We start from the raw sequence: 12,124 nt of genomic DNA, 5'->3' as shown, positions 1-12,124 counted from the left end.
AATGGATGACAGTTTCTGTCCTGGTCGTAGATGATTCAGGCTTCTTTCGAAAACGGTTGACGGAAATTCTGACGGCTTCGGGCCAGATCAAAGTGGTAGGCGCTGCCACCAATGGGCGCGAAGGGGTGGAGCTGGCAGAAAAGCTGCGTCCCGATGTTATTACCATGGATTACGAGATGCCGGTGATGGACGGCATCTCGGCCGTCAGAGAGATCATGCGCAAGCACCCCGTGCCGGTGCTGATGTTTTCATCTCTGACTTACGAAGGGGCGCGGGTTACGCTTGATGCCCTTGAGGCCGGGGCGGTGGATTTTCTGCCCAAGAATTTTGAAGAAATCGCCCGGGATACCAGCCAGCTTCAGAAGATTCTGATCCAGCGCATTCTGGATGTTGCCGGCAGTCGCCCGGGAGGCCGGGCAGCAACGGTCGCCCCGAAGCCGGCGGCACCCGCCGTGCCGGAGGCGCGCCGTCAGCCGGCTGAACGCTCCGGTACACGGCTGAACCGGCCGGCAGCGCCCGAATCCCATAAGGCACCGTCTGCCGCCGAGCCTGCTCGCAGGTCTGGTCGTAAAACCGCGACAAAGCACTACGGCGTGGTTGCCATTGGTACATCCACGGGTGGGCCGGTTGCGCTGCAAAAGGTGTTGACACATCTGCCTGCCTCGTTTCCCGCACCTCTGGTTCTGGTGCAGCATATGCCAGCCAGCTTTACGCCGGCCTTTGCCGAGAGGCTGAATAAGCTGTGCCGCATTGAGGTGCGCCAGGCGGAAGATGGCGATGTGCTTCGTCCCGGGCTGGCGCTGCTGGCTCCGGGCGGCAAACAGATGATGGTCGAAAATCGCAGCGGTCAGGCTCGGATTCGCATTCTTCCGGGCGATGATCGTTTGAATTACAAGCCGTGCGTGGATGTTACTTTCGGGTCCCTGGCGAGGAGCTTTCCGGGTAAGACGCTTGGTCTGATTCTGACCGGCATGGGCGCCGATGGCAAAGATGGTTGCCGGATGATGAAACAATCCGGTTCGGTGATCTGGTCGCAGGACGAGAAAAGCTCTGTGATCTATGGTATGCCCATGGCGGTGGCCAAAGCAGGGCTCAGTGACGAAATTCTGCCGCTTGAGGATATTGGCCCCCGGTTGGTTGAAGGGGTGAGCTAATGGATATTCTGAGCCTGCTCGGAATCATCCTCGCGTTTGTGGCGATACTGGGTGGTAATCTGCTGGAAGGTGGCGCCGTAAGTTCCCTGTTCAATGGTCCCGCGGGGTTAATTGTGGTTGGCGGAACGCTGGCGGCAACCATTCTGCAAACTTCCTGGCCCATGCTCAAACGAGCGTTCAGTCAGATCCGCTGGGTCTTTGTTCCTCCGTATATTTCTCTGGAAGATGGTATTGGCAAAGTCATTGACTGGAGTGTAAAAGCCCGTAAGCAGGGTTTGCTGGGGCTGGAAGGGCTGGCTGAACGCGAGGCGGAACCCTTCGCCCGCAAAGGGCTCCAGTTGCTTGTCGACGGTGCCGAGCCGGAGTCTATCCGGAGTATCATGGAGGTGGATCTGGAGAACCGCGAGCAGCGGGATCTGGAATCTGCACGGGTCTATGAGGCCATGGGCGGTTACTCGCCAACCATCGGTATTATCGGTGCGGTTATGGGGCTTATTCAGGTGATGACCAATCTGGAGGACCCTCAATCCCTTGGTGGCGGTATCGCGACCGCGTTCGTGGCAACGATTTACGGCGTGGCGCTGGCCAACCTGTTGTTTTTCCCCGTGGGTAATAAACTGCGGGGTATCATCAGGGAGCGCTCGCGCTATGAGGATATGATGATTGATGGCATCATTGCCATCGCCGAGGGTGAGAACCCGAAATCCATTGAATTGAGGCTGCGGGGCTTCCTGCAGTAACCCGGGCCAGGGCTTGCTATGCGCCGTCGCAGACCACCTCAGGACGATCTTCATAACAAAGAGCGCTGGCTGATTTCCTACGCCGACTTTATCACTCTTCTGTTCGCTTTTTTCGTAGTGATGTACTCTGTTTCTTCGGTAAACGAGGGCAAATACAAAGTGCTCTCGGAGACCTTTACCGGCGTATTCAACGCACCGCAGCGCTCCTTGCAGCCCGTGGCGGTGGGCGAACAGCCGGTCCGGGCGCCAGAGCAGGACCGGCAAGACGTCATTGCTCCGCCGGTCGCGGAGGCACCACGAAACTCCGAGCTTGATGCCAGGGATCGTGCCGAGGCCCTGCGCTCGATGGCCAATCAACTGGCCATGGAGTTTGACGAGCTGATCACTCAGGGCGTTGTAAGCCTCGAAACCAGCAGCGAGTGGATTGAACTGAACCTCCCTAACAGTATGCTTTTCAGCAGCGGCGATGCCGAGCCCCATTATGATTCGTTCGAGGTGATTGAAAAAATCGCCGGTGTGCTGAAAGGGCGGGATAATGCGGTCAAGGTTGAGGGATTCACCGATAACCAGCCTATTCGCACCAGTCGCTTTCCCTCCAACTGGGAGTTGTCCACCGCCCGGGCAGCTGCAGTGGCCCGAATGCTGATGATGGAGGGCGTTGAACCTGAACGCCTTGCCGCCGTTGGTTACGGCCAGTATCAACCGGTTGCCCGGAACGATACCGAAGAGGGGCGCCGTCGTAACCGGAGGGTTGTATTGTTGATCTCCCGCGATGCCAGTATCCGCGGTGCGGTGCGCTGATTGCCACGGGGTGGCAGGTGCGTATAGCTGAGCTGGCACACTTCCTGTATTACCTGTTGTTCATCGTGACAAATCGGCAAGGGTTTGCCGCAAAAGCATAGAGGCAGCTTTCAAGTTACCCGTGTCCTTGCCGTTAAGTTGAACAAAGGCCGGCCCGGAGCTGGCTGAGCTGTAACCGGAGAACAAAGCGTGCGTATCTGGGCGGTAGCCAATCAGAAAGGTGGAGTAGGAAAGACAACCTCGGTCGTTGCCCTGGGCGGCTTGTTGGCCCAGCGTGGCAAGCGTGTGCTTGTGGTTGATCTGGACCCACACGGGTCGCTGACCAGTTGGTTTGGTTACGACCCTGATGCCATTGCCCATAGCGTGTTTGACCTGTTCCAGCACCAGGGCAAAGTGCCGGATGGTCTGCCCGCGCAGCTGATCACGGATACCGGTTGCCCGGGGCTGTCTTTGTTGCCAGCCAGCACGGCTCTGGCGACGCTGGAGCGTCGGATGATCGGCGTTGAGGGGATGGGGTTGATTATCTCCCGTGCGCTGGCTCAGCTTTGGGATGACTTTGACTACGTGATTCTCGACAACACGCCATCACTGGGCGTGCTGATGGTAAATGCGCTGGCTGCGGCCCAATTTCTGGTTATTCCGGTACAGACGGAGTTTCTGGCGATCAAAGGGCTGGAGAGAATGCTGCATACGTTGCAGATGATCATGCGTTCGCAGAAAAACGAATTGCCGTTCATGATTGTCCCTACCCTGTACGATCGCAGGACCCAGGCGTCCGTTAAAAGTCTCAATCTGTTGCGTAAAACCTACCCGGACACCCTATGGCGTTTTGCTGTTCCGGTTGATACGAAATTCCGGGATGCCAGCCAGGCTGGGGTTATACCTTCGCAATTGGATGCCGAGACCCATGGCGTCAGAGCCTATAATCATTTGCTGGATGACCTTCTGAAGCGGATTACTTCGGTGCAGGAGCGTCAGCATGGCTGACAAAAAACTGACGGAATTGGCAGCGCCGGAAGCGGCGATTGCCAGCTATCTGGACGAGCTTTTACACACGGCCACTCACACGGCTTTGCAGGAAGAACAAGTCAAGACCGAGCCAGAGCCGGTGGTGGCAAAGCCCGGACCGGTCCGGACCGAGGAGCCCGCGGAAGTGCCGCGAACCCGGGCGCAGGTTCGCCCTGCAGTAAAGGAGCCGGTGGTGGTGCAGAAGGCGCCAGCATCGGTCAAGGTAGAGGCTCCAACCCCCGCCCCTGCGCCCGGCAAGGAGGGAGACGTGCCGCCGGCAAGGCCGGACTGGTCCGAAGAGCCGTTTGAATGCCTGATCTTTACCGTGGCGGGATTACAGCTTGCTGTGCCACTGGTATTGCTGGGGGCCATTCATCGTATCGAGGAAGAGATCCGTCCTATCCCGGGCAGCCCCCGGTGGTACATGGGGATACGGCCGGACCAGCAGCACAATCTGCGGGTAGTGGACACGGCCGAGTGGATCATGGCAGGCCGGGTTCCGCCCGGTGCCCGCGACAACTACCGGTTTGTAATCCGGCTTGATGACAGCGAATGGGGGCTGGCCTGTGACGATGTCGCCCAGTCGTTTACTCTCAAGCCAGACGAAGTGCGCTGGCGCACGGCCCGCAGCAAGCGGCCATGGCTGGCAGGTACGGTGGTGGACCATATGTGTGCCCTGATCGATGTGCGCACCATGGCTCATTTGCTGGTCCGGGCGGAACGTGAGCACCACCTGGACCTGAGTTAGCCGGTCCGTTACTCAATGAAACCGTGCGAGGCTGGCACGGTTTGTGCCCTTAACTATAGTATTGGGCACTGATGATGAATTTTTGACGATCAGGTTGCCCGCCGGGCAGCCGAGAAGGAGAGAGTGCTATGGCATCCCCGAGCGGACAGCAAAATCAGGCCCAGGACGATCAGGTACTGCAGTACGTGACTTTCCGCCTGGATGACGAGACGTATGGCATCAATGTGATGCAGATTCAGGAAGTACTGCGTTACACGGAAATCGCGCCGGTTCCCGGAGCCCCGGACTATGTCCTGGGGATCATCAACCTGCGGGGTAACGTGGTTACGGTTATCGATACCCGTCGCCGGTTTGGTCTGGCGGATGCCGAGGTTACCGATGCCACCCGCATCGTGGTAATGGAATCATCCAGCCAGGTAATGGGCGTTCTGGTGGATTCGGTAGCAGAGGTGGTCTACCTCAAGGCCAGCGAAATTGAAACTGCGCCCAACGTGGGGAACGAGGAAAGTGCCAAGTTCATCCAGGGTGTATGCAACAAGAACGGCGAGCTGATTATTCTCGTCGAATTTGACAAGATGCTGTCAGACCACGAGTGGGCTGAAATCGCGTCGCTGTAACCGGCTTTTCACAGCGCAGTGATGGACGCTTTCCGTGGTCACCAACAACGGAGACGTCCATCATGAGTTTCATCATTCCCTCCTGGCTGCCATGGGCCCTGACGGCCGCCGCTGTTACTCTGGTTCTGGTTCAAGGCGTTATCCATGGCCGGCGTATACGGGCCCTGCAGGCCACAGTCAAACAGCGGTGCGATACCCTGGGCCGTGAGTTGCACGCAACCACCAGCGGCAGCCTTGGGGTTGGCCAGCGGTTGGTTGCCTGTGAGCGCCAGCTCCACGAGCTAAAAAATACGCTGGAGGAAATGCGGCAAAATGACCCGCTGCGAATTTCTTATGATGAGGCTTCCAGATTGGTTGATCTCGGCGCCGATATCGACGATCTTATGAACACTTGCGGAATTTCCCGTCCGGAGGCCGAGCTGGTTTCTGCACTCAAAAAGCGACAGGTGGCCTGATCCGGCGTTCTATCGGATGCAGCTGAATGAAAAAGCTCTATCAGAGGGCCGCTGAGGCCCTTGCTGTTGTTTCCCGCGCCGATTTTGTCACCGGTGCCGATCTCGTCCCCTCCATTACCGGCCATTCCATTCCCCGCGAAGAGACCGTCGGTCACCTCCTTGGCCTTCTGCCCGAGATTGAACCTGATCAGGTTGTTATGCACATCGGCGGCGGCTCTGGTTACCTGACCGCTGTTCTGGCGGATTTGGCGCACCGGGTGATCTACGTCGACCGTAATCCGGCACTGGCGGACAAAGCCAGGGAGCGGTTCTTCGAGCACGGAATGCACAATATAGATGTAATCCAGCGCGCAGCCGATGACGGGCTGGAGGTAGACACGCTCTGCGATTTGGTTCTGTGCACCACTTTTATTTCCGACCCCAAGGCGCTGGCGCCCTGTTTACGTGAGGGAGGCAATCTGGTGTGCCTGGAAGGGCGCGCCGGTCCCGTGCCAAGCGTTGCCATGTTCCGCCGCAAGGGCGATACGCTTGACCGCGTTCGTACCCTCGGCTGGATAGATTTTAACCGTAATTCCGAGCAGATTCTGATTGATCTCGGCCTGGTCAGTGAACCTGCACTGGCAAAGGCACGCGCAGAGGCGGCAACCAGAAACGAGCGGGTTCTCGATGTTTTGCGGCGCAGGCTGAATCTTGAGGAAATCGACCTCTATCGATCGCTGGCCCAGCAGCGTGGTATGAATTTTACCGATGCTGAAAACGTACTTAACAATCTGAATACCGGATTGTTCCGGCGTTTCTCCCGCACGTTTCTGGATCTTGCCCGCGTCATCCCTGTGTCGGAGGAAAACACGACTCTGACCGTGGTAACCGACGATCCCGACGCCCGCACCGATCAACTGGAGCGCCTGGCGCCGTCTCACCGCATTATTTGCCTGCTGGTGACACCGACGGATTTTCGGCGCGTCTGGTCGGCACTGGATCTAACGGTCAAGGGCAGTCACTTTGTGGCCGAGCAGGGGCTTACGGGGGGCGCCGCAGAAGCGCCGGTTGCGGCCGGCAAGGATCTTCTGGGCCAGGAGCATAATAAGCATATCAGCCCTTACCTGGTGTCGGTGTACGAAGCCATACTGCTAGATGCGGTCAGCGAAAAGGCCAGTGATATTCACATTGAACAATATGAGGACCGGGTTCGCATTCGGCTGCGGGTAGACGGCGACCTGCATGATCTCCCCCAATATCAGTTATCGGGGCGGGAGATTCGCGGGGTGATCAACGTCATCAAACTCCGGGCCGAGCTGAACATTGCCGAGCACCGGCTGCCACAGGGTGGGCGCTCGCGGCTGCAGCTGGGCGACACCTTCTACGATTTGCGGATTCAGACACAGCCGTCGCTACATGGTGAAAATGCGGTTATCCGTCTGCTACCGCAAACGGGGCGTGCCATGACCATTGCCGAGCTGGGGATGTCGCAGGCCATTGGTAACCATTACCAGCGCTTGCTGGATAATCCGGCGGGGCTGGTGCTGGTGGTTGGCCCCACCGGCTCGGGTAAATCCACCACGCTCTACGCCGGTCTGCAGACCCTCGCGGACGATGGCCGGCGTAAAGTGATTACAGTGGAAGACCCGATCGAGTACTCGATCGATAACATCCAGCAAACCCGTGTCCGTTCAGATATCGGTTTCAGTTTTGCCGACGCCATGCGTGCTTTTGTCCGGGAAGACCCGGATGTGATCCTGGTCGGGGAAATTCGCGACCAGGAGACAGCTCTGGAGGCCATTCGCGCGTCACAGACTGGCCATGTGGTGCTCTCTACACTGCACTGCAACGATGCCGTCGATTCCCTGCAGAGGCTCTATGACCTGGGTATTCATCCCAATTCGATTGCCGGTGAGTTGTTGGCGGTGATTGCGCAACGGCTCGCCAAGCGCATCTGCAGCCATTGTCGTCAGCCGGTCAAACCAGATCCCGTCATCATGGCGGAAGTTTTTCCGGATGGTGCACCGGCGGATTTCCGCTGCTTCGAGGGAGCGGGATGCGACAAGTGTAATGGTCGCGGCACCCAGGGCCGGGTAGCGATTGTAGAGTACATGGAGGTGGATGCGGATATCCGCAATGCCATTTCCAGCCAACCGCCGGTTGGAGAATTGCGTTGGCGGGCTCTGGATGCCGGGCTCATAACCATGCGGGATAGCGCGCTGGATCATGTGATTGAGGGTATTATTCCGCTCTGTGAATTGCCTCGTATTCTGCCCAGAGAAAGGATGGCACCGGAAGTTCGCGGTGGCCGCAGGAGTGTTGGATGAAGAATAACCCGGTTGTGACCAAAGGTGCTCAGCGCGAGCCGGCTGAAAGTGTTTATCGCGACGAGCTGGACAAGCTGATGTCCATGGATCCCGGGCCCCGCCCTCCCGGCTGGCTGTTGTCGCCTCGGGGCGTGGAAAAGTTTCTGCTGGGTGATGAGAAGTTGGGTGTCGAGCGTAAGTTCGTCGCCGAGCGCGCCATGGTGGTAAGAATTATTATCTCCCTGTGTACGTCTCGCGGGTGTTTGTTGGTTGGCGAGCCGGGCACGGCAAAATCCCTGTTGTCGGAGCTCCTGGCAGCCGCGATTTCCGGTAACTCCACGCTGACCCTGCAGGGCGGTGCCATCAGCCAGGTCAGTCAGCTGTTATATAGCTGGAACGAAGCGTTGCTGCACACTGAAGGCCCCAGCCGGAAGGCTCTGGTACCATCGCCGCTGCTTCGGGGGATGATGGAGGGCCGTCTGGTGCGCTTTGAAGAAATCGCCCGCTGTCCCCAGGCGTTGCAGGATGCATTGCTTTCCGTGCTGTCGGATCGTGTGGTTGTGATTCCGGAGCTGCCGGGCGACGACGGTGTGATCCTGGCTCGAGAGGGGTTCAACCTGGTTGCCACGTCTAACAGTGTGGATGAGGGTGTGCACAGTATGAGTGCCGCTTTGAAACGACGGATGGATTTCGAGGAAATCCGACCGATACGACACCTGGATGATGAGATTGGTGTGGTCATGCGCGAAGTGGCCAGAGCCAATCGGCGCGCAGGTATCGAGGTGGCTCTGGAGCAAGCGGTGGTGGAAGTGTTGGTGACCATTTTCCACGAACTGCGCAATGGCCAGACCCTGGATGGCCGGAGCACCGACCGCCTGGCCGGTGCCGCTTTGTCTACCGCCGAGGCGGTCTCTGTGGCCCATGCAGCGAGCCTGAATGCCTGGTATTACGGTGGTGGCGCGATGACTGTGGAGCATATGATGCATCATCTGATCGGCTCCGCGCTGAAGGATCAACCGGAAGACCGTCGACGCCTGAAGCATTATTTCGAGACTACGGTGGCCATGCGTAAAGGCAGTGTCTGGCAGCAGGCCTGGGCGTTACGTTCCCTGATCCACTGATTCGTCACTGTCATCCGGCGCGGCATCACCGGGGGTGCGGCCCCTGATATGAAAGGCGAAGGCCAGAATTTCTGCGATGACGCGATACAGCTCTTCCGGAATTTCCTCATTCAGGGACAGGCGGGCCAGAATTCCGGCGAGCTCTGCATTTTCGTACAGCGGAACATCGTGGTCATGGGCGATGCGGATAATTTCCTCGGCCAGTTCCCAGGTGCCGGTTGCCGAAATCACCGGGGCGCGTTCGCCGTCGTACTTGAGAGCAACGGCCGCAGGGATGTTGTCCTGTGAACTGTCTGTCATGCTTTGGTATCCACCAGTCGATGTTCCAATCGTGTTTGTATTTGCCCCGGGCTGCCCCTGCGACAGTCCAGGTCAGCCACGTCCAGACCGAGGTCGTTCAGGCTCTGCCGCAGCAGGGGGAGTTCCCGGTGCACAGCTCTCAAGGTGGTTTGCTTTTCAGCCCAGACGAGAGCGCTCACGGACGGCGGCCGGAATGTGACGTCGAAATGCAGGGGGCCAGCCTCATCCAGATCCATCGATAAGGCCAGTCGCCATTCACTGGCGCTGGATCGTCCCGGGGTTTTGTTGTCGTCCTTCTCCTGTGAGTATTGTTCCAGTCGCAACTGGGCGGTTCTGGGTTCCTGTTGTGGCGTCAGCCAGGGTACCTCGATCAATAAAGTGTTTACGGGGGCGCCGGGTTCTGCCCCGGCCCGGGCGTTCAGCGTCTGGCTGTGTAGCTGATTCACCGTGATCCGGTTCAACATACCTGCGAGCAGGCGAAGTGTTTGTCCGACCGTGGCGGGCTCCCCGGTGTTTTGCGGTGTGGCCGGTGTTGGCGCACGAGGGAACTGTAATGGCGCCTGCAGCAGGTCGTTGCTGGTTAACGGTGTCAGTCGGTTGAATTGCTCAGGCCCCTGATTCTGGCTGGCGAGTAAAGCGGACACCACCTTTGCCAACGCCAGCTTGAGATCCGGCGGAGTCACCGCAGACGTGCTGGTCTGCAACAGCCTTGCTTCGGAAAACAGACCGCTTTCGGACAACCACTGGCGTACCTGGTTGGCCATCGGTTCCGCCTTGCCGGCTCCCGGCAGCAGTGCGTCGGCCCTGGGTAACTGGTTGATCAGGTTTTGCAATACCTGTTGCGCGGCTGCTGGCAGAGGTTGTGCATTCATGGTGGATGGCAATTGCCCGGGCTGGGGCGGCGATTTCAGGCCCAGCTGCAATGCGCTGAACAACTGTGCCAATCCGGCCTGAAGGTTTTGTTGCCAGGGCAGTCGCTGTGCCAGAGCCCGGGCGACCGAACTTTCCTGGCCCCCGGCCAGCTTGCCAATCAGCTGCAACTCATTGCCGGCACGCATGACTTTAATCAGGTCGCCGACTGACAGATCCGGAGGCCGTTGGCCGGCATTCACCTTCAGCGATTGGCCGCGCAACTCCAGCAGTAGCTCGTGACTGCCCCCTTTCTGGTGCAGAATATCGGCGACTTTTGCCAGCACCGTTTCCCGGTTGGCAAGCTTCAGCCTGGCCAGTTGTTGCCGGGCAGATGGCGCCGCGCCGATTTCCGGACTGGCGCCCGCAGCCGGTTTTCCCGAGTTCCCGACGGTCTGGGGCTGGGCCGGTTGCTTGGGAGAGATAGGTGATTGTCCGCCGTTCAGTTTCATTCGTGTCGATTTGATGTCGGGCAAGAGTAAATTGCTGACGTATTCGTTATAATACGCCGCGCTGGCAGTGAATGCCCTGATCTCATGTTGGCACCTGTGTGTCCTTCATTACATGCACCTGATGCCCGCTGCGCATCCATCGCTCTGAAACGGAGCCCTGATGTCCGAGCCGTTACTACAGGCGATAGATCTTGAGTGTGAACGGGACGAGCGCCTGTTGTTCCAGAATCTGTCCTTCTCCATACTGCCCGGTACGGTCACCCGTGTCGAGGGCCCTAACGGCACCGGTAAAACTACCTTGTTACGCATCCTTGCTGGGCTGAACGATGCCTGGGCAGGGCAGTTGCTCTGGTGTGGCGAGCCCAGATCCCGGCAACGGGAATCTTTTCTGCGAAATACTCTGTACATCGGCCACCGAGCCGGCATCAAACCGTTGCTTTCCCCCCTGGAAAACTTGCGAGCCCTGATGGCAGGCCGTCGGGAGGTTAACGACGAAGTGCTTGTTCAGGCCCTGGCCGGCACGGGACTGGCCGGGTTTGAGGCCGTGCCATGCCGCAACCTGTCGGCCGGACAGCAACGGCGGGTGGCTCTGGCCCGATTGCTGATCGCCGATGAGCCCCTGTGGCTACTGGATGAAGTGTTTACTGCGATCGACTCCGACGGTGTGAAAGCCATCGAGTCTCTGTTGCAACAGCGAGCAGCGGAGGGAGGTGCCGTACTGGTAACCACGCATCATGATTTGCAGCTGCCGGCCATGAAACGAATTACCTTGGGTGCGGGAGGGAATTCATGAACGCGGAACTGCGTCCCGCTCTGAAACCGGTTTCTGCTTCCATTGGCCCTCTGGCAGCCATGGCTGCGGTGTTTGCACGGGATGTCCGGGTGGCGTTCCGGCAGCGGCAGGATCTCCTGAATCCGTTGCTGTTTTTCATTATGGTGGTGACGCTTTTCCCCCTCGGAGTTAGCCCGGAGGTGGCATTTCTGAAACAGTCCGGTGCCGGTATCCTGTGGGTTGCGGCTTTGCTGTCTGTGCTGTTGTCGCTGGATCATCTCTTTCGTCATGATTTTGACGATGGAACCCTGGAGCAGCTTGTGCTGCAACCGCAACCGCTGTTTCTGTTGATTCTGGCGAAAACAGCCGCGCATTGGGTGCTGACCGGCCTGCCGCTGGTGCTTTTGGCTCCGGTTCTGGGCGTTATGGTGCATCTTGACGGGAACTCTATTGCAATTCTGTGTCTAACGCTGCTGATCGGGACGCCGGTACTCAGTATGATCGGGGCGATAGGTGCGGCCCTGACGCTCGGGCTACGTTCGGCCGGCGTACTCTTGTCACTGCTGATCATTCCGCTGTACATTCCGGTGCTGATTTTCGGTACCGGCACGGTTGCGGCGGCGGCAGAGGGAGCGCCCGTGGCTGGATACCTGGCGCTGATGGGGGCATTTCTGGTTCTGGCGGTGACTCTGGCCCCCTTTGCTTCGGCAGCGGCATTGCGAATCAGTCTTTCAAACAGCTGAGCGGTTCTGCACGACCGTC

13 protein-coding genes are annotated in these 12,124 nt (G+C 58.6%); 11 read left to right on the top strand and 2 right to left on the bottom strand.

The window, feature by feature from the left end:
• The first annotated feature begins 5 nt into the window (after nt 1-5).
• The 9 genes from ACP2AU_RS02795 (at nt 6) to ACP2AU_RS02755 (ending at nt 8,929) form a co-directional block, all read left to right on the top strand.
• On the top strand, nt 6-1,154 hold the full coding sequence (locus ACP2AU_RS02795; protein ID WP_426374264.1) for a protein-glutamate methylesterase/protein-glutamine glutaminase: 1,149 nt from the start codon (nt 6-8) through the stop codon (nt 1,152-1,154).
• Complete coding sequence (locus ACP2AU_RS02790) at nt 1,154-1,894, top strand: flagellar motor protein (RefSeq protein WP_426374262.1); 741 nt, start codon at nt 1,154-1,156, stop codon at nt 1,892-1,894. Before ACP2AU_RS02795 ends, ACP2AU_RS02790 begins: the two co-directional genes overlap by 1 nt.
• A gap of 18 nt (nt 1,895-1,912) precedes the next feature.
• Nucleotides 1,913-2,695, top strand: coding sequence for a flagellar motor protein MotD (gene motD / locus ACP2AU_RS02785; RefSeq protein ID WP_426374260.1), 783 nt, complete (start codon nt 1,913-1,915; stop codon nt 2,693-2,695).
• A gap of 189 nt (nt 2,696-2,884) precedes the next feature.
• Complete coding sequence (locus tag ACP2AU_RS02780; protein ID WP_426374258.1) at nt 2,885-3,682, top strand: ParA family protein; 798 nt, start codon at nt 2,885-2,887, stop codon at nt 3,680-3,682.
• Entirely contained in the window at nt 3,675-4,451 is a 777-nt protein-coding gene (locus ACP2AU_RS02775) for a chemotaxis protein CheW (protein WP_426374256.1), read from the top strand. The genes ACP2AU_RS02780 and ACP2AU_RS02775 overlap by 8 nt, the downstream gene beginning before the upstream one ends.
• Nucleotides 4,452-4,579: 128 nt before the next feature.
• Entirely contained in the window at nt 4,580-5,068 is a 489-nt protein-coding gene (locus ACP2AU_RS02770) for a chemotaxis protein CheW (protein ID WP_426374254.1), read from the top strand.
• A gap of 62 nt (nt 5,069-5,130) precedes the next feature.
• The gene (locus ACP2AU_RS02765; RefSeq protein WP_426374252.1) at nt 5,131-5,523 is read left to right on the top strand and encodes a DUF2802 domain-containing protein; all 393 of its coding nucleotides are present in this window, start codon (nt 5,131-5,133) and stop codon (nt 5,521-5,523) included.
• Nucleotides 5,524-5,549: 26 nt separating this feature from the next.
• Nucleotides 5,550-7,829 (top strand): ATPase, T2SS/T4P/T4SS family, encoded by a 2,280-nt coding sequence (locus ACP2AU_RS02760; protein ID WP_426374250.1) that lies wholly within the window; start codon nt 5,550-5,552, stop codon nt 7,827-7,829.
• The gene (locus tag ACP2AU_RS02755; protein WP_426374248.1) at nt 7,826-8,929 is read left to right on the top strand and encodes an ATP-binding protein; all 1,104 of its coding nucleotides are present in this window, start codon (nt 7,826-7,828) and stop codon (nt 8,927-8,929) included. The genes ACP2AU_RS02760 and ACP2AU_RS02755 overlap by 4 nt, the downstream gene beginning before the upstream one ends.
• On the opposite strand, the gene ACP2AU_RS02750 is transcribed toward ACP2AU_RS02755, so the two are convergent.
• Entirely contained in the window at nt 8,909-9,229 is a 321-nt protein-coding gene (locus ACP2AU_RS02750; protein ID WP_426374246.1) for an EscU/YscU/HrcU family type III secretion system export apparatus switch protein, read from the bottom strand. The two genes, ACP2AU_RS02755 and ACP2AU_RS02750, sit on opposite strands and share 21 nt — an antisense overlap.
• On the bottom strand, nt 9,226-10,590 hold the full coding sequence (locus tag ACP2AU_RS02745) for a flagellar hook-length control protein FliK (protein WP_426374436.1): 1,365 nt from the start codon (nt 10,588-10,590) through the stop codon (nt 9,226-9,228). Before ACP2AU_RS02745 ends, ACP2AU_RS02750 begins: the two co-directional genes overlap by 4 nt.
• 160 nt (nt 10,591-10,750) lie before the next feature.
• Between ACP2AU_RS02745 and ccmA the strand changes: the two genes are divergently transcribed.
• Together ccmA and ccmB are read left to right on the top strand one after the other, a co-directional pair.
• Complete coding sequence (gene ccmA / locus ACP2AU_RS02740; protein ID WP_426374244.1) at nt 10,751-11,383, top strand: cytochrome c biogenesis heme-transporting ATPase CcmA; 633 nt, start codon at nt 10,751-10,753, stop codon at nt 11,381-11,383.
• Complete coding sequence (gene ccmB, locus ACP2AU_RS02735) at nt 11,380-12,105, top strand: heme exporter protein CcmB (protein WP_426374242.1); 726 nt, start codon at nt 11,380-11,382, stop codon at nt 12,103-12,105. The genes ccmA and ccmB overlap by 4 nt, the downstream gene beginning before the upstream one ends.
• Nucleotides 12,106-12,124 lie beyond the last annotated feature (19 nt).

The organism is Marinobacter sp. VGCF2001 (genome assembly GCF_049943275.1).
Lineage (GTDB): Bacteria > Pseudomonadota > Gammaproteobacteria > Pseudomonadales > Oleiphilaceae > Marinobacter.
This window is presented reverse-complemented; position numbering and strand designations above follow the sequence as displayed.